Origin of the sequence: Kitasatospora sp. GAS1066B (assembly GCF_041262605.1) — a bacterium.
Classification (GTDB): Bacteria; Actinomycetota; Actinomycetes; order Streptomycetales; family Streptomycetaceae; genus Kitasatospora.
Window position 1 is genome coordinate 345,846 of record NZ_JBGCCO010000002.1, and the last position, 17,784, is coordinate 363,629.

Consider the following 17,784-nt stretch of genomic DNA (forward strand, 5'->3'; position numbering starts at 1 on the left):
TGACGGCAGGGGATTGACGCTACGTCTGCTCGACAGTCGCTCACCAGGCGTACGCTGCGGATGGCGTGAACACGCCCGAGGAGGGGCCGATTCCGGTAGCCCCCGACTGAGCAGGGGAACGACCTGGGAGCTAGCAACCTGATTACTGGCACGGATAGTTGGGTTGTCGCCAGCAGTTCCCAAGTTACTGCTCCAGTGGGACTGCTCCATGTGGCCTGATGGCGGGGAGTGAAACGAGGCCGGCGCATGGCTGGGACGGCTTTGAGGAGGACGTCCCACCCACGACTCACCGCAGCGCATGTAGAGACAGCGCCGTGGAGAGCCCACCGCTGTGCTCGACGATCTGCCGACGGATACGTGGGGCCACTTGTTCGTGCGACCTCCACGCGAACGTCACCCCGCCCCTGCAGCGTCCCCGCTACGCTCCCCACTCCCAGCCCGCCGACCAGGGCAGAAGGAGAACTCCCGCTGGAGTAGCCGAGGTTGTTGACGACCATTCAGAAGCCAGCCGGGCCCGTAGCAGTCGTGAGTGCTTGCTACGGGCCCGTCGTGCCGGCTGCGTCCTCAACTGCCGTGGCGTCAGGTCAGAACCGCCCGCCGTGCGGCGTGGGCAGGGCGTCGAGCTCGGCGAGGTCGGTCGCGCTCAGCTCCAGGTCGCCCGCGCCGGCGTTGTCGGTCAGGTACTTCGGGGTCTTGGTCCCGGGGATCGGGATCACCTGCGGGCCTTGTGCCATCAGCCAGGCGAGTGCGACCTGCGCCGGGGTGGCGCCCAGGCGCTCGGCGAGCGTCCGGACCTGGGCGACGATGGCCAGGTTGTCCCGCAGGACGTCCTGCTGGAACCGCGGCAGGCGGCGGCGGAAGTCGTCCTCGGGCAGCTCGTCGAAGGAGGCGAAGCGGCCGGTCAGGATGCCCTGGCCCAGTGGGGACCAGGGCAGTAGGGCGATGCCCTGGTCCTGGCAGTACGGCAGCACCTCGGCCTGCACGTCGCGGGTCCAGAGCGAGAACTCGGACTGCACCGAGGCCACCGGGTGCACCGACTGGGCCCGCCGGATCTCATCCACCGTCGCCTCGGACAGGCCGAGATGCCGGGCCTTGCCGGCTGCCACGGCCTCGGCCATTGCGCCGAAGGTCTCCTCGACCGGAACCTGCGGGTCCACCCGGTGCAACTGGTAGAGGTCCACGTGGTCGGTGCCCAGCCGGCGCAGGCTCGCGTCGATCGAGGTGCGGATGTGCTCGGGGCGCCCGTTGTTGCCGAAGAGCGGGGAGTTGTCGGGGCCGCCGGTCGGGTCGGTGACGACCAGGCCGACCTTGGTGGCCAGCACCGCGCGCTCCCGGTGGCCGCCGGCCAGCGCGCGGCCGACCAACTCCTCGTTGGCGAAGGGCCCGTAGACGTCGGCGGTGTCGATCAGCGTCATGCCGAGGTCCAGGGCCTGGCGGAGCACCGCGATGGCCGTGTCGTCGTCGCGCGGGGCCGCCATGTCGTAGGCGAAGCTCATGCCCATGCAGCCCAGGCCGAGGACGCCGACCTGCGGGCCCTTGGTACCCAGTGTGGTGGTGCGCATGTGCTCTTCCCTCCGGAGGTTGGTGCTTCGGGCGGCCGCCGACCGAACCTGAGTCGTCGTCACATCATGAGTATAAGCCGAAACTCACGGTGACGATGGTGCGAGCTCAGCGGCCAGCCAGCAGCTCGACGACCGGAGCGAACGCCGTCATGTCCCGTTCCTGGATGCACACGTAGGAGATGCCGTAGCGCTCCCGGCGGGTCAGCAGGGTGTCGGCGATCTCGGCGGGTGTGCCGACCAGCAGGGTGGGGACCTCCAGGAGCTGCTCCGCCGTGAGATAGGGGAGGCGGCGCCGCATGGCCTGGGCGGCGGCGCGGCGGTCCTCGGTGATCAGCACCGTCTGGACCATGATGTTGCGCTCCACCGCCGCCGCGCGCGGGCCGGCCTCGGCGGTGAAGAACGACACCCGCTCGTCCATCGCCTCGGCGTCGATGAGTTGCAGGGTGCCGCGGGCCGAGCCGGGCGCGAGGACGGCGCCGGCGAAGGAGACGATGTCCGCCTGCCGGGCGGCCAGCCGCAGGACCCGGTCGCCGTTGCCGCCGATCAGCAGCGGTGGTGCCTGGGTCGGCCGGGCGAAGCCGAGGGCGCGCGGGTCGGTCAGCAGGCCGCGCAGGGCGGCGGCGGCATCGGAGAGCCGGCCGACCCGACTGCCGGCGGTGCCCCAGTCCAGGCCGGCGGTCTCGAACTCGGCTCGGACGTAGCCGGTGCCGAGCCCGGCCTCCACCCGGCCGTCGGTCAGCTCGTGCGCGGTCAGCAGGTCGCGGGCCAGCAGGACCGGGTTCCAGAAGCCGCTGTTGAGGACGAAGGTGGTCAGCCGGATCCGCTCGGTGGCGGCGGCCGCGGCGACCACGGCGAGGAACGGGGACTGCACGCCGAGGTGGTCGGGGACCGCGATCACCTGGTAGCCGAGGCGTTCGGCGCTGCGGCAGCTCTCCGACCACTGCCGGCGCCCCCCGGTGGGGACCAGGTTGACGCCGAAGCGGAAGTTTCGCATGGGAGTTCAGCTCGTTTCGGTGGTCTGGGTCGGGTCGAGGGCGAGGACTGGTAGGTCGCTCAGCTCCTGGAAGCGGTTCAGCAGGTCGGCCAGGTCACCGGCCAACTTCCCTGCCGCGCCGGCGTCGAGGAAGCCGCCCCGGTAGGCGAGGGTGCCGTGCAGCGCGTCCTCGCGCGCCGTGAAGGTCACGGTGAGCCCGAACTTGTTGGTCGCCTCGTCCGGCAGGTCGTGATCGAGTGAGGCCAGCCGGGCCGCCCCGAGGGTGCCGGCCCAGCGGGTGGTGCTGACGCTGTTGAGCATGCAGTCGACGTAGGGGGTACGGCCGGAGGTACGCGGGGGGCGCAGCGTGCGGACCACCTCGTCGAAGGGCGCGCTCTGGTGCTCGAAGGCCTCGATCACGCTCTCGCGAGTCGCGCGCAGCAGGTCGGCGAGAGTCGTCCCGGGGGTGCAACGCGAGCGCAGTACCACGGTGTTGAGGGACGGACCGAGGACCTCGTCGAAAGCGCCGCCCGCCCGGTTCGCCACCGGCACACCGAAGGTGAGGTCGGCTTCGCCCGACCAGCGGTGCAGGGCCGCGGCCAGGGCCGCCGCGGTGACCATGAACTGCGAGGCCTGCCAGCGCTGCTGGACCGGGCGCAGCCGCCGGGTCAGGTCGGCCGCGAGCGGCAGGGCGGTGCTGCCGGGGGCGAGGCCGGCGATGGTGGCCGGCCCGAGGGTGCTGGGGGCGCCGGCCAGCCGGGCGGACCAGTACCCGAGGTCCGCGGTGGCCCGCACCTGGCCCGCGCCGACCTGCTGGGCGTGCACCAACTCCCGGTACTGGCGCGGCTGCGGCAGCTGCGGGAGTTCGGCCGGGTCGCCGCCCGCCTGCTGGTGGCAGCGGGCCAGCTCGCTCAGCAGGAGCGGCACCGACTCGCCGTCGAGCACCAGGTGGTGGACGCACAGGGCGAGCAGTTGCTCGCCGGAGGGCAGCGTGAACAGGCCCGCCGCCAGCAGCCGTCCGTCGGCGGGCGCGAAGCCCTCGGCGGCGGTGTCGGACCAGCCGCGCAGCCACCGGTGCGGGTCGGCGGCGGCCGCGGCGGTCAGCGCCGCCTGCGCCAACTCGGGCTCCCAGGCCGGGCCGACCTCCTGGAAGAGCCGGCCGTCGTGGTCGACGAAGCGGGTGCGCAGGATCTCGTGCCGGGCGACCAGCAGGGCGAGCGCGGCGCGCAGCCGGGCCGGGTCCAACTCCCCGTGCACGCGCCAGGAGAGCGGGATGTGGTACCTCGCGTGGCTCGGGTCCAGGCGTTCGGCCAGCCAGATGCCCTCCTGGAAGCCGGCGGCCGGGAAGACCTCGCCCCACTCGGCGTCCTGGACCTGGGACGGGGTCGCCGGCACCGCCGCCGGGGCGGTGCGCTGCCGGTCCACGAGTTCGGCGATGTCGACGAGCCTGGGGTGGCCGAACAGCTCGCGGACCGTGAGCGCCACGCCCAGCCGCTCGTTGATCCGGGCCAGCAGCGTGGCGGCGATCAGCGAGTGGCCGCCCAGCTCGAAGAACGAGTCCTCGGGCAGCAGGTCCGGGACCCGCAGTACCTCGGTCCAGATCGCCCCGACCTCCGCGATCGTCTTCGCCGAGACGGATGCCTGGTCCACCGCGGGCTCGGGCGCCGCCGCCTCCGTCTCCGGGTTCGAGCGGTGGGTGACGGCGGGCAGCAAGGCGGTGGCCTCGGCCAGGGTGCGGTGCGGGTCGGCCGCGAAGTCGGCGAGCACGGCCAGGAAGTCGCGCGCCAGCGCGTTGGTGGTGGCGCGCCCGACCGAGCCGGTCGCGTCCTTCCAGAGCATCCGGCTGCCGTTGCTGCCCTCGTTCAGCTGCACCATGAACCGGTAGTCGGCGATGTCCGTCGAGTCGAGGTAGTGCAGCGAGCAGCGCGAGTGCTCGCCGACGAGTTCGAAGTGGTAGACGTCGAGGCCGACTTCGGCGCTGGTGTTCCAGTACTCCAGGACCACCTGGTGGGTCTGGCGGCGGCCGCCGGGGCCCAGCAGGTTCGCGGCGCGCAGGATGCTGGGGAGCGGCAGGCCGCCGTGGCGCAGGCCGGCGCGGACCGTCGAGTGCAGCTCGCGCAGCAGGTCCGCGAAGCTGTCCGACGGGCGGATGCGCTGGCGGAACGGCAGCACGTTGACGAAGAAGCCGACCCGTCCGTCCAGCGCCTTGTCCGAACGGCCGTGGTAGGGAGCGGAGATGATCAGGTCGGCGCTGCCAGTGTGGTGGTGCAGCGTGACGAAGAGCGCGCCGAGCATCACGGTGAAGTAGGAGTGCCCCAACTCCTTGGCCCGGTCGCGCACCCGTCGGGCCAACTCCGGGTCCACCGTGAAGGGCCGCGCGTCGTCGGCAGCTGAGTCGTCGGCACCCGCGTCGTCGGCGCCGGTCCTGTCGTCGGCGGTCCCGTCGGCGGCGGGCAGCGGCCGGGCCGGCGGCAGCTCGGCCAGCGCCTCGCGCCAGTACGCCCGCAGCGGCTCGCCGCTCTCCCCTTCGGCCGCCTCCCGCGAGCGCCGGGCGTACTCGATCAGCGGTGTGAGGTCATCCGGTGGCGCCAACTCCTCGCCCCCGTAGGCCCGGCGCAGGTCGTCCAGCAGGACGGGGATCGAGGCGCCGTCCAGCGTGATGTGGTGCACCGTGATCACCAGCACGGTCCAGTCGCGGCCGGTCAGCAGCTCGACCCGGCTCAGCGGGCCCGCGTCCAGGTCGAACGGGACCCGAGCCGCCGCCAGGGCCGCCGTGCGGGAGCCGTCCGCCTCGCGCACGGTGACCGGCACGGTCTCCTCGGTGGTGCCGGACCAGTCCAGGCACATCCCGTCGGCGCCGCGCGCCACCCGAGCCCGCAACGCGGGGTGGCGGCGCATCAGTTGGGCGACGGCGCCGCGCAGGCGCGGCAGCTCCAACGTGCCGTCGACCACCAGGGCGAGCGGGATGACGTGCTCCCACTTGGCGGGGTCGAGCTGCCAGGTCACCCACATCGCCTCCTGGGTGACCGACAGGGGGAGCTGGGTCGGGGGCAACTGGGTCGGGGGAAGTTGCGGGGTCGACACGGACTGGTCCATCAGGTCCTCCTCTGGCGGTGGGCTAGCGCAGCTGCTCGGCGAGCGCGCGCTTGTCGGTCTTCCCGGAGGGACTCAGCGGCAGCGAGGGCACGTTGACGAACCGTCCGGGCACCATGAAGGCGGGCAGCGCGGCCCGGGCGTGGCTGGTCAGCCGCTCCGCCAGGCCGTCGGCTGCCAGCCCGCCGTCCGGGGCGGTGTAGAAGGCCACCAGCATCCGCTCGCCGACGCGACTGGTGGCGGGCACCACCACCAGGTCGCCGACCCCGGGTGCCCCGCGCAGCGCCGACTCGACCTCGCCGATCTCGATCCGGTAGCCGTTGATCTTCACCTGGTCGTCCGCCCGTCCGGCGTACTCGAGGGCGCCGTCGGCCCGCAGCACCGCGAGGTCGCCGCTGCGGTAGTACCGGCGGGGCTGGCGGCCCGGCAGTGCCAGCACCGGGTAGCGCTCGGCGGTCAGCTTCGGGCGGTCCAGGTAGCCGATCGCCAACTGCTCACCGGCCAGGTGGATCTCGCCGATCTCGCCGGGTGCGACGGGGCGGCCCTCCGGGGTGAGCACGGCCAGCTCGAAGCCGTCCAGCGGCAGGCCGATGTTGAGCGCGGGGTCGGCGGCCCCGGCCGGCGCCGGCGAGCCGACCGGCACGTCGATCTCGGCGGGCAGCAGCGTGCGGCCGGTGGAGAAGACGGTGGTCTCGGTGATGCCGTACATGTTGACGAACTCGGTGGCCGTGCCGTGCACTTGGCGCCATTCGCGGACCGCGTCGACGTCCACCACCTCGCCGCCGAAGATCACGTAGCGCAGCGAGGGCACTCCTTGGACGCCCGGGGCGGTGCCGGCCCGGGAGAGATAGCGGAACACCGAGGGGACCTGGTTGAGCACCGTCACCCGCTCGGCGCGGAGCAGCTCCAGCATCGCCTCGGGGGACCGGGCGGCCTCGGCGGAGACCACCACGAGCTTCCCGCCGTGCGCGAGGGCACCCCACAACTCCCAGACGGAGAAGTCGAAGCAGTACGAGTGGAAGAGCGTCCACACATCGCTGTCGTCGACCGTCACCAGCTGGTCGCAGGCCGCCAGCAGCGCCGTGACGTTGCGGTGCGAGACCTCGACGCCCTTGGGGGTGCCGCTGGACCCGGAGGTGTAGATCACGTAGGCCGGCACCTGCGGGGTCACCGCCGCCTCGGCCGCGCGCGGCAGCTCGGCCGCCCAGCTGCTCGGGCCGATGCCGAGTACCCGCCGCGCCGCCGGGGCGGTGGCTTCGCTGCCGGAGTCCGTCAGGATCAGCTCGACTGACGCATCGTCGGCCATGTACTGCACGCGCTCGGCCGGGTAGGACGGGTCGAGCGGGACATAGGCGCAGCCCGCCTTCAGCGTGGCCAGGATCGCGACCACCACCGCGTTGCCGCGCCGCAGGTGCAGGCCGACCCGGGCGCCGGGCCCCGAGGTCTCGCGCAGGATCGCCGCCGCCAGCCGGGCGGCTCGTTCGTCGAGTTGACGGTACGTCAGTTCATCGTCGGCGTCGCAGACGGCCGGGGCGTCGGGCCGGAGCTCGACCTGCTGCGCGAATATCTGGTGAAGGCAGAGTTCTGACTGCACGGTGCTGTTCTCCACTCCTCGTCGGGGTCGGCTAGCGAAGGCTGAGCGGGCGCTGGTCGGTCCAGGTCTCCCTGATGTGGGCCAGGCAGGCCGCCTTGTCGCCCGTCACGCCGACGCCCGTCCAGCCGGCCGGCAGCTCCCGGCCCTCGGGCCAGATGGAGTACTGCTCCTCGTGGTTGCGCACCACGAGGTACTGGCGGTCGTCGCCATCCTCGAACATGTCGTGATCCTTCTCGTGCTGAGTTTTTTGGAGGTCCGGTCTGGAGGTCCGGTCAGGCGTGCTGGAGCAGGTCCGAGGCCAGCTCGCCGAGTTGGGCGAGCAGGTCGACGCCGCTGGCGCCGGTGGGGAAGAAGTGGTCGCCGGGCAGCATCCGCAGGCTGAACCCGGCACTGGTGTGCTCGCGCCAGGCGGCGAGTTCGGGTTCGGCGACGGTGGTGTCGCCCAGGCCGCCGAAGACGCTGATCGGGATCGGCAGCGCCGGGCGCTCCCGGTAGCGGTAGGTGTAGTCGAGTTCGAAGTCGGCACGGATCGAGGGCAGCGCCAGCCGCAGCAACTCGGGCCGCGCCAGCACCTCTTCGGGTGTCCCGCCGAGGCCGACCATCACCTTCGCCAGGTCCGCGTCCGCCAGCCGGTGGTACGGCAGGCCCGCGCTGCCCAGCCGCGGGGCCCGGTGCGCGGCCACCACCAGCGCGCTGGGCGCGTGGGTCGCCGAGTCCGTGAGCCGGCTCGCCAGCTCGAACCCGACCAGCGAGCCGAGGCTGTGGCCGAAGACCACGGTGGGCAGCGCGGGTTCGGCCAGCACGGCCTCGGTCAGCGCGTCGACCAGCGGGTCCATCGCGGTGTACAGCGCCTCGCGCAGCCGAGCCCCGCGACCGGGCAACTGGACCGCGCAGACCTCCAGGTCGGCCGGCAGCAGCTCGCTCCAGGAGCGGTACATCGCGGCGGCCGCGCCGGCGCCCGGCAGGCAGAGCAGGCGCACCCGCGCTTCGGGGCGCGGCGGGAAGCGCAGCAGCCAGCGGCTCTTCACCGGGCGCTCTCCTGCCGCAGCCGCTGGGCCAGCTCCTCGATGGTGGGGTGCTGGAAGATCGCGCTGACACCGAGGGTCAGCCCGGCCTCGCGGGCGCGGTGGACCACCTGGATGCTCTTCAGCGAGTCGCCGCCGATCTCGAAGAAGTCCTCGTCCACGCCGATCAGCGGCCGGCCCAGCACCTGGCTCCAGATCCCGGCCAGTGTGCGCTCCAGCGCGTCGCGCGGCTCGACCAGTCGCTCGTGGTCGTGGCCGTTCTCCTGCTGGGGCAGCGGCAGCGCGGCCCGGTCGACCTTGCCGCTGGAGTTGAGCGGGAACCGGGGCAGCAGGACCAGGTGGCCGGGGACCAGGTGCCTGGGCAGCTGGTCGCGCAGCCGCTCGCGCAGGACGGTGGTCAACTCCCGCTGCTCGACTGCGGCCGTCCCGACTGCGGCCGTCCCGACTGCGGCCGTCCCGACCGCGGCCGTCTCGACCGTGGCCGTCTCGACCGTGGCCGTCCCGACCGTGGCCGCCCCGACCGCGGCCGCCCCGGGCGGGGTGAGCACCAGGTAGGCGGTCAGCACCGGTTCGGCGCCGGGGGTGCCGGCCGGCGTGGTGGTGACCAGCGCCTCCTGCACCTCGGGCTGGGCGCGCAGCACGTTCTCGATCTCGCCGGGCTCGATCCGGAACCCGCGGACCTTGAGCTGGTGGTCGTTGCGGCCCAGGTACTCGATGGTGGTGTCGGCCCGCCAGCGCACCAGGTCGCCGGTGCGGTAGAGCCGGGCCCCCGGGGTGCGGCTGTGGGGGTGCGGGACGAAGCGGTCGGCGGTCAGTTCGGGCCGGCCCAGGTAGCCGCGGGCCAGCGCGACCCCGCCCAGGTACAGCTCGCCGGGCACCCCGACCGGGACCGGGCGCAACTGGTCGTCCAGCACGTAGACGTCCACACCGGCGATCGGGCGTCCGATCGGTACCCGGGCCTGACGAGCGGCGCCGGGTCCGGTCGCGTCCAGCGGCGGGCACTGCCACTCGGTGACCTCGATCGAGGCCTCGGTGGGTCCGTAGAAGTTGAACAGCCGCACCGAAAGCCGGCTCAGGCAGCGGTCCACCAGCTGGGCGGGCAGCGCCTGGCCGCTGCAGAACACGCGCCGCACCGAGGCGCACCGGTGCAGGTCGGGCTCGTCCAGGAAGGCCTCCAGCATCGGCGGCACGAAGTGCACGGTGGTGACCGCCTCCCGCTCGATCAGGTCGACCAGGTAGCCGGGGTCGCGGTGGCCGCCCGGCGCGGCCATCACCAGCGTGGCGCCGGCGGTGAGCGGCCAGAGCAACTCCTGGACGGACACGTCGAAGGTGTACGGGGTCTTCTGCAGGACGCGGTCGGCGGGGGTGAGGCGCTGCGAGTCCTGCATGGCGTGCACCCGGTTGGCCAGCCCGCCGTGCGGCACGCCCACCGCCTTGGGCTCTCCGGTGGAGCCGGAGGTGTAGATGACGTAGGCGAGGTCGTCCGGGCCGACCGGCGCCGGCTCGGCTGCCTCGGCGGGCGCGGTGAGGGTGTCGACGGCCAGTACCGGCACCACGGATCCGGCGAAGGCCTCGGCGAGTTCGGTGGTGGTCAGCACGTGGGTGGCGCCCGACAGGCGGGCCAGCTTGGCCAGCCGGCCCGGCGGATCCTCGGGTGACAGCGGCAGGTAGGCGCCGCCGCCGCGCAGCACGGCCAGGATCGCGGGCACCAGGTCCAGGCCGCGCGGCAGGCAGAGCGCCACCACCGCTCCTGCCCGGGCGCCCTGTTGGGCCAGGTGGGCGCCGATCAGCTCGGTCCGGCCGGCCAGTTGCGCATAGCTCAGCTCGGTGCCCTCGAAGAGCACGGCGCTGCGCTCGGGCGTGCGGTCGATCTGACGATCGATCAGCTCGTGCACCGGCCCGTCCCACGGGTGCGGTTCGGCGCTGCGGCTCCACTCGTGCAGGATCTGCTCGGCCTGCCGCTCGCTCAACAGCGAGAGGTCGGCCACCTTGGTCTCGGGCGCGGCGAGCGCGGCGTCCAGCAGGTTCCGGTACTGCTCGGCCATCCGCGCCACGCTCGCCGCGTCGAACAGCTCGGTCCGGTACCGGAAGGTGGCCAGCGCACCGCCGTCCTGCGCATCGCCGTCGAGCTGTGCCGGCCCGCCGAGCGGACGGATCTCCAGCCAGAGATCGGTGAACGTGGTCGGCGGCCGGACCGGCAGCACCTCGACCGCCAGCTCCGCCAACTCCGGTACGGTCAGCGGCTGCTGGAGCGCGAACATGGTCTGGAAGAGCGGGTCGTGGCTGGCCGTGCGGTCCAGCCGCAGGGCGGTCACCAGTTGATCCAACGGCACGCCCTGGTCGGTGAAGGCGGCCAGCGCGGTGCGACGGGTGCGGGTCAGCAACTCGGCGAAGGTGGGCTCGCCGGACAGGTCGACGCGCAGCGGCAGGGTGTTGACGAACATGCCGATCAGCGGTTCCACGGCGGAGCTGGTGCGGCCGGCCGAGGGGCTGCCGATCACCAGGTCCCGCGTGCCGGAGAGCCGGGAGAGCAGCAGGGCGTAGGCGGCGAGCAGGGTCATGAACGGGGTGACCCGGTGTTGGCGGGCGGTGGCCCGCACCCGCTGCCACAACTCGGCGTCCAGCGGCAGGTCGTGGGTCGCGCCGGCGTAACCCTGGACGGCGGGGCGGGTGTAGCTGGTCGGCAGTTCCAGCGCGGTCGGGGCGCCGGCCAGCCGCTCGCGCAGCCGCGCCAGCGCGCGCCCGGCCTCCTCACCGAGCAGCGCGGCTCGCTCACGCTCGGCGTACTCACCGAACTGCATGGGCAATGGCGGCAGTTGTGGTTCGGCGCCGCTGCGGTGGGCGGCGTAGAGGGCGGACAGCTCCAGGTGGAACCGTCCCATCGACCAGCCGTCGCTGATGGTGTGGTGGCAGATCACCGCCAGCACGTGGTCCTCATCGTCCAGCCGCAGCAGGGCGGTTCGGATCAGCGGGCCCCGCGCGAGGTCGAACTCGCGCAGCGTGTCCGCCTCGACCAGCGCGGTGGCCCGGGTGACCCGCTCGTCGGCGGGGGCGCCGCGCAGGTCGGTGAGCGGCAGGGCGAGTTCGAGTTCGGTGGCGATCCGCTGTCGGGGCTCGCCGTCCGCCAGCTCGAAGGTGGTGCGTAGGCTCTCGTGCCGGTCCACCAGGTGCTGAAGCGAGCGGTGCAGCGCGCCGGTGTCGAGCGGGCCGCGCAGGCGCAGCGCGGAGACCAGGTTGTAGGCGCTGTTGCCGCCGGTGAAGTGGTCCAGGAACCACAGTCGCCGCTGGGCGAACGAGGTCGGCGCGACCCTGGCCGCGGTCTCGGTCCCGGTGTACGTCACGCGGTCTCCCGGGTGGAGCTGCCGGCCTCGGTGGCCTGCAGGGTGGCGAGCAACTCGACGATCACGGTGGCGAATTCGGGGACGGTCGGGTGATCGAAGATCGCCTCCAGTGGCGGGGCCACCCCGAACTCGTCCTCGACCAGCGAGAACAGCTGCACGGCGGTGAGCGAGTCGCCGCCCAGCTCGAAGAAGTCACGCCCGGCGGGCTCCTCGCTCTCGCCCAGGACCTTGGCGAAGAGCACCGCGAGCCGGTCCGTGACGGAGTCGGCGGCCTGCGGTGCCTGCGGCAGGCTTTCAGGCGACTCCTCGGGCAGCCCGGTGCTCGGCAGCCCGGCGAAGGGCTCAGGCTGGACCAGGTGGTGCCGCCGCTCGAACGGGTAGCTGGGCAGTGGCACCCGGCGCCGGCGCGCGGCGTCGTGCAGGCGGGTCCAGTCGATCGCCGCCCCGTCCTGCCAGCGCCGCCCCAACGCGTCGAGCAGCACGGCGCGTTCCGCCTCCCCGGCAGCCAGGTCGAGCTGGTCGAGCAGCTGGCCGATCTCGCCCGCACCCTCGCCGGATTCGGCCCGCGCCGCCGCCGCAGTGAGTGCCGCGATGGCCTGCGCGTGGTCACCGCAGACCACGTACCGCCGGTGCGCGAACGCGTGCCGCCCGGTCTGCAGCGTCCAGGCGACGTCGGCCAGCGGCAAGTCGGGCCGCTGGCGCAGGTGTTCGGCCAGTCGGCCGGCCATCGCGGCCAGCGCGGTCGGGGTCCGGGCGGAGAGCACCAGCAGCTGGCCGCGCCCGTCCGGCGCACCGGCCGCCGGGTCCTGCGGCGCCTCCTCCAGTACCAGGTGGGCGTTGGTGCCGCCGATGCCGAAGGAGCTGACGCCGGCCCGGCGCGGCAGCGCGCCGGTGTCCCAGGCACGGCGTTCGGTGTTCACGGCGAACGGGCCGGCGGCGAAGTCGATCACCGGGTTCGGGCCCGTGAAGTGCAGGGTCGCCGGGATGGTCCGGTGTTGCAGCGCCAGTGCGGTCTTGATCAGGCTGGCCACCCCGGCGGCGGTGTCGGTATGCCCGATGTTGGTCTTGACCGAGCCCAGCAGCACGGAGCCGGCGGGCAGTTGATCGCCGCCGTCGTCGCCGAACGCCTCGGTCAGGGCGGCGACCTCGATCGGGTCGCCGACCGGGGTGCCGGTGCCGTGCGCCTCGACGTACGAGATGTCGGCGGGGCTCACCTCGGCCGCCGCGTGCGCCAGGCGGATCACCTCGCGCTGGCCGTGCACTCCGGGCGCGGTGAAGCCGGCCCGCTGGTGGCCGTCGTTGTTCACAGCGGTGCCCCGGATCACGGCGTGCACGTGATCGCCGTCGTCCAGCGCGTCCTGCAGCCGGCGCAGCACCACGACGCCCGCCCCGTCACCGCCGACGATGCCCTTGGCGTCCGCCGAGAAGGTGCGGCAGTGGCCGTCGGGGGACATCGTGCCACCCTCCAGGTAGCGGTAGCCGGAGCGCGGCAGGCGCAGCGTCACCCCGCCCGCGAGCGCCAGGTCGCAGTCGCCGGCCAGCAGCGCCCGGCCGGCCTCGTGGACGGCGACCAGCGAGCTCGAACAGGCCGTCAGCACCGCCATGCTGGGCCCGGTCAGTCCGAGCTTGTAGGAGACCCGGGTGGCCAGGTGCTCGGGCTCGTTGGCGATGGTCAGCGCGAGGTCGTCCACCCCGGGGAAGCGGTCGGCCTGGTCCCGCACCAGCGCGGCGTAGCCGTTGCGCCCGGCGCCGGCGTAGACGCCGACCGTGCCGGGAGTGTTGCGCGGGTCGTAGCCCGCCCGCTCCAGCGCCTCCCAGGCGCACTCCAGGAAGAGCTGGTGCTGCGGGTTGAGCAGGGTGGCGTCGCGGGTGGAGAACTGGAAGAAGTCGGCGTCGAACTCCCCTACGCCGTCGACGCTTCCGTGCATCGGCACGTAGCGCGGGTCGTCCAGCGCGGCCGGGTCGTGGCCCCAGACCCGCAACTCCTCGGCGGTGAAGGGGCGCACCGAGTCCACGCCGGCCACCAGGTTGTCCCAGTACTCCTCGGGCGTCGAGGCGCCGGGGAACCGGCAGGCCAGGCCGATGATGGCCAGGTGTGTGTCGTTGCCGCTCTCGTTGCCACTGTCGTGGTCCGTGTCGGTCATGAGTCCGTCCTTTCAACAGTGGGTGCGGGGCGCCGGCTCTGGGCCCGCAGCGCCTTCAGCCGGGCGGTGCCGCGTCGCGCGCGCTGGGCGGCGTCACCCGTCGGGCTCGCGGCCACCGCGGCGCCTGCCGCGACCGGCGCGGCAGCGTCCAGCCGGCGGGCCAGCGCGGCGATGGTGGGGTGCTCGAAGAGCGTGAGGATGCTCAGCTCGCGGTCCAACTCCCGGGCCAGCGCCTCGCGGACGGTGGCCAGCAGCAGGGAGTGGCCGCCGATGTCGAAGAAGTTGTCCTGGGTGCCGAACTCCCGGTGGCCCAGTGCCTGCGCCCAGACCTCGCCGATCCGCTGCTCCAGCGGCGTGCGGATGCCGGGCTCGGGCGCGGCGCCGGCGGGCAGCGGCAGGCCCTGCCCGGCCAGCGCGGCACGGTCGACCTTGCCGTTGCCGGTCAACGGCAGCGCGGGCAGCACCCGGTAGTCGTGCGGCCGCATGTAGCTCGGCAGCTGACGGCCCACTCGCTCGTGCAGCTCCGCCCGGTCGGGCGGGGCGGCGGGGTCGGCGAGCACCAGGTAGGCGGTCAGCGCCGGTTCGGCGCCGTCCGGCCCGGCGGGCACCAGGGCCACGATGGCGTCGCGCACGCCGGGGTGGGCGCGCAGGACGTTCTCGATCTCGCCGGCCTCGATCCGGAAACCGCGCAGCTTCAACTGCTGGTCGTTGCGGCCCAGGAAGTCGAGGGTGCCGTCGGTGCGGCGGCGCACCAGGTCGCCGGTGCGGTAGAGCCTGGCCCCAGGGGTGTGGCCGTAGGGGTGCGGGACGAAGCGGTCGGCGGTCAGGTCGGACCGGCCCAGGTAGCCGCGGGCGAGCGCGACCCCGCCCAGGTACAGCTCGCCGGGCAGGCCGATCGGCACCGGGTGCAACCGGTCGTCCAGCACGTAGGCTTCGACGCCCGCGATCGGGTGGCCGATGTCCGGCAGTGCGCCGCGTTGCAGGGGATCGGTGGTGACCGTCCCCGAGGTGGCGACCACCGTGCTCTCGGTCGGGCCGTAGTTGTTCACCAGTCGGAACGGCAACTCCTGTTGCCCGAGGCCGTGCAGGCGGTCGCCGCCGGTCAGCACCACGCGAGGGGCGCGCTCGGCGGGCCAGGGGACTGCGGTGATCAGTTCGACCAGCGGGGTGGGCAGGAAGCAACTGCTCACCTCGCGCTCCACCAGCCAGTCGGTCAGCTCGCGCGGTGACAACACGGTTGCGGTGTCCGGCACTTCGAGTGTCGCGCCGGCGGCCAGGGTGGGCCAGATCTCCCAGGCCGAGGCGTCGAAGCCCGGGGCGGCGATCAGCGTGCCGCGGTCGCCGGGCGCCGGTGCGAACTCCCGGTGGTGCCAGGCGACCAGGTTGGCCAGCGCCCGGTGCTCGATCATCACACCCTTGGGCCGGCCGGTCGAGCCCGAGGTGTAGATGACGTACGCGAGGTCGCCGGCGCCGGCCTGCGGCGCGGGCCGGGCGTCGGCGGACCCGAGGCCGGTGTCGGTGTCGGCGTCGTCGAGCAGCTCGTCGAGCGTGAGGATCCGTACGGTGTCCGGCAGTTCCGGATGCTGACGATCCGTCAGAACGGCCAGCGGGCACGCCTCGTCCAGCACGGCGGCCAACCGGCCCGGCGGGTTGGCCGGATCGAGTGGCAGATAGGCGGCGCCGCTCTTCAGGACGCCGAGTTCGGCGATCACCAGCTCCGGGCCGCGCGGCAGGCAGGTTGCCACCAGGGCACCGGGCCGGGCCCCGGCGGCCCGCAGGCGCGCCGCCACCAGGTCGGCCTGACGGTCGAGTTCGGCGTAGCTCAGGGCGCGCTCGGCGGTGCGCACCGCGACGGCCGTCGGCTGCTCGCTCGCCCGGCGCGCCACCAGCCGGTGCACGCACTCGGCGGCGGGCGGCGGCGGTTGGAGCGCGCCGGCCAGCACGGTCCGCTCCTCCTGCGGGCCCAGCAGCGGCAGCCGGTCGAGCGGCGCGTCCGGTGCGGCCAGCGCCGCCGTCAGCAGCCGCAGGTACCGCTCGCCCAGCAACTCGGCGGTGCGCGGCTCGAACAGGTCGCTCTGGTAGCCCATCCAGCCTTCGGCCCGCTCGGCGTCGAAGGCCACGTGCAGGGTCAGCTCGAACTTCGCGGTCTCGATCCGGATCGGCACCGGGCTCGCGGTCAGCCCCGGCATTCCGGACTCGGCGCCGCTCTGGTCCTCGTAGGTGAAGACGCTCTGGAAGATCGGGTGGCGCGAGGTCTGCCGCTCGGGCGCCAGTTCCTCGACCACCTGCTGGAAGGGCAGGTCCTGGTACTCGTGACCGGCCAGGAAGGTGTCGCGCACCTGGGGCAGCAGCTCGGCGAAGGTCAGGCCGGGGCGCACCCGCACCCGCAGCGGCAGCATGTTGACGAAGAGCCCGACCACCCCTTCGACCTCCAGCGAGGTGCGGCCGCTGACCGGCACGCCGATCACCACCTCCTTGGCGGCGGTCAGCCGGGCGAGCAGCGCGGCGTAGGCGCTGAGCAGCACGACGAACTTGGTGACCCGCTTCTTGCGGCCCAAGGCCTGTGCCTGCTGGGCGAGTTGGGGCGGCAGCAGGAAGGAGCGGACATCGCCGGCATTGCTCGGCACCCGTGGCTGGGGCCAGTCGGTCGGCAGCTGGAGCTGGGCGGGCGCGTCGGCCAGCTGCCGCCGCCAGTAGGCCATCGCCTCGGCCCGGCGCGGGCCGGCCAGCATCCGCCGCTCGTCGGCCGCGTAGTCCCGGTAGTCGTACGTGGGTGTGGGCGTCGTGGGCAGTCGAGGGTTGCCGTCGAGCGCGGCGGTGTACTCGCCCGCCAGATCGCGCTCGATGATGCCCAGCGACCACCCGTCCACCACGATGTGGTGGAAGGCGAGCACCAGCACGTGCTCCTCGGCCGCCAGCCGGATCAGCCCGGCCCGGAACACCGGGCCGTGCAGCAGGTCGAACGGCCCCAGCGCCAGCCGGTCCACCGCCTCGCCCAGCGCGCGTTCGCGGGCCGGGGCGGGCAGGTCGGTCAGGTCGGTGACGGGCAGCGGCACGGTGACGGCCGGCGCGATCCGCAGCATCGGCGTGCCGTCCACGGTGGGGAAGGTGGCGCGCAGCAGGCTGTGCCGCTCGGTCAGCCGGGTGAGGGCCGCTGCCAGCGCGGGCAGGTCGAGCGGGCCGCGCAGCCGGGTGGCCTTGGGCACGTTGTACTCGCTGCTCCGCGGGCGCAGCTGCCAGAAGAACCAGAGCCGCTGCTGCGCGGCGGAGAGCGGCGAGAGCTGGGACGTGAGGTCGGACTGGGACGTGAGGTCGGCCTGGGGCGAGACGTGGGACCGGGACGAGCGCTCGGGCTGCGGGCTACTGGACACCGGGGTCCGCCTCGGCCCGTCGAGCCGCCGTGAAGGCCGCCAGTTCGGCGACGGTCGGGTGGTCGAAGAAGGCCGCCAGCGGCACCTCCACCCGCAGCGTCTGCCGCATTCGGGAGATCACCTGCGAAGCGGTCAGCGAATGGCCGCCCAGCTCGAAGAAGTCGTCGTCGGGGGTGAGGCCGTCCAGGCGCAGCACATCCTGCCAGATGCCGGTGATGACGATCCGCAGTTCGTCCAGCGAATCGCAGGCGATCGGTGTTTGTGGCGGCTGCTGCGCCGCGTTGTCCGTCGATATCCCGTGGAGGGTCATGGCCGCAGGCTTCCTCTCTGTCCGAAGCATTGGTGGAAGGGGTTCAATTCGGGCCTGCTGCAGGGACCTTCGCGCTCTCGGCGCGGTTTCGGGGCCGATCCCAAGATGAACGGCACCGGAGACGGAACGCAAGGCGTGCCGCCCCTTGGGGCGGGGAGCGTCGCACTTTGGGGCTGCGACGGCGTGAAACGCGCTGGGCCCGGGGGATGATCACGATGCGGTCTCGGCCGTCCTGCCTGCTCGGCCGGGCGGCGCCGGATTCTGCCTCTTCGGGCAGTTCGGGCACGGCTGATGGTGCTGCCCCTTGGTGCAGCCACCCGGCGGGGCCCGACGGCCGCAGGCCCGGGGGCGCCGCCCGCAGCGGCCCTTTC

10 protein-coding genes are annotated in these 17,784 nt (G+C 73.4%); all 10 read right to left on the reverse strand.

Features of this window, described 5'->3' with window-relative positions; translation table 11 throughout:
• Positions 1 to 584: 584 nt before the first annotated feature.
• The gene (locus tag ABH937_RS03215; RefSeq protein WP_280689259.1) at positions 585 to 1,562 is read right to left on the reverse strand and encodes an aldo/keto reductase; all 978 of its coding nucleotides are present in this window, start codon (positions 1,560 to 1,562) and stop codon (positions 585 to 587) included.
• A gap of 106 nt (positions 1,563 to 1,668) precedes the next feature.
• Positions 1,669 to 2,556 (reverse strand): TIGR03621 family F420-dependent LLM class oxidoreductase, encoded by an 888-nt coding sequence (locus ABH937_RS03220; RefSeq protein WP_280689258.1) that lies wholly within the window; start codon positions 2,554 to 2,556, stop codon positions 1,669 to 1,671.
• A 6-nt stretch (positions 2,557 to 2,562) separates the two neighbouring features.
• On the reverse strand, positions 2,563 to 5,631 hold the full coding sequence (locus ABH937_RS03225) for a condensation domain-containing protein (RefSeq protein ID WP_370217106.1): 3,069 nt from the start codon (positions 5,629 to 5,631) through the stop codon (positions 2,563 to 2,565).
• A gap of 22 nt (positions 5,632 to 5,653) precedes the next feature.
• Positions 5,654 to 7,222 carry an amino acid adenylation domain-containing protein gene (locus tag ABH937_RS03230; RefSeq protein WP_370217107.1) on the reverse strand — a complete coding sequence of 523 codons (1,569 nt, stop codon included), beginning with the start codon at positions 7,220 to 7,222 and terminating at the stop codon, positions 5,654 to 5,656.
• A gap of 31 nt (positions 7,223 to 7,253) precedes the next feature.
• On the reverse strand, positions 7,254 to 7,442 hold the full coding sequence (locus ABH937_RS03235) for an MbtH family protein (RefSeq protein WP_370217109.1): 189 nt from the start codon (positions 7,440 to 7,442) through the stop codon (positions 7,254 to 7,256).
• 52 nt (positions 7,443 to 7,494) lie between these two features.
• Entirely contained in the window at positions 7,495 to 8,250 is a 756-nt protein-coding gene (locus ABH937_RS03240; protein WP_370217111.1) for a thioesterase II family protein, read from the reverse strand.
• Positions 8,247 to 11,588, reverse strand: a complete 3,342-nt coding sequence (locus tag ABH937_RS03245; RefSeq protein WP_370217113.1) for an amino acid adenylation domain-containing protein — start codon at positions 11,586 to 11,588, stop codon at positions 8,247 to 8,249. Before ABH937_RS03245 ends, ABH937_RS03240 begins: the two co-directional genes overlap by 4 nt.
• Entirely contained in the window at positions 11,585 to 13,732 is a 2,148-nt protein-coding gene (locus ABH937_RS03250; RefSeq protein WP_370217115.1) for a beta-ketoacyl synthase N-terminal-like domain-containing protein, read from the reverse strand. Before ABH937_RS03250 ends, ABH937_RS03245 begins: the two co-directional genes overlap by 4 nt.
• A complete protein-coding gene (locus ABH937_RS03255) occupies positions 13,729 to 17,103 on the reverse strand; it encodes an amino acid adenylation domain-containing protein (protein WP_280689251.1) in 3,375 nt (1,124 codons plus the stop codon). The genes ABH937_RS03250 and ABH937_RS03255 overlap by 4 nt, the downstream gene beginning before the upstream one ends.
• Positions 17,093 to 17,413: a phosphopantetheine-binding protein gene (locus ABH937_RS03260; RefSeq protein ID WP_280689250.1), complete on the reverse strand. Its 321-nt coding sequence runs from the start codon at positions 17,411 to 17,413 to the stop codon at positions 17,093 to 17,095. Before ABH937_RS03260 ends, ABH937_RS03255 begins: the two co-directional genes overlap by 11 nt.
• Between the last annotated feature and the right edge of the window lie 371 nt (positions 17,414 to 17,784).

Coding starts and splice junctions, on each gene's coding strand:
- ABH937_RS03215 (WP_280689259.1), bottom strand. CDS start 1,562: ATGCGCACCACCACACTGGGTACCAAGGGCCCGCAGGTCGGCGTCCTC.
- ABH937_RS03235 (WP_370217109.1), bottom strand. CDS start 7,442: ATGTTCGAGGATGGCGACGACCGCCAGTACCTCGTGGTGCGCAACCAC.
- ABH937_RS03260 (WP_280689250.1), bottom strand. CDS start 17,413: ATGACCCTCCACGGGATATCGACGGACAACGCGGCGCAGCAGCCGCCA.
- ABH937_RS03250 (WP_370217115.1), bottom strand. CDS start 13,732: ATGACCGACACGGACCACGACAGTGGCAACGAGAGCGGCAACGACACA.
- ABH937_RS03225 (WP_370217106.1), bottom strand. CDS start 5,631: ATGGACCAGTCCGTGTCGACCCCGCAACTTCCCCCGACCCAGTTGCCC.
- ABH937_RS03220 (WP_280689258.1), bottom strand. CDS start 2,556: ATGCGAAACTTCCGCTTCGGCGTCAACCTGGTCCCCACCGGGGGGCGC.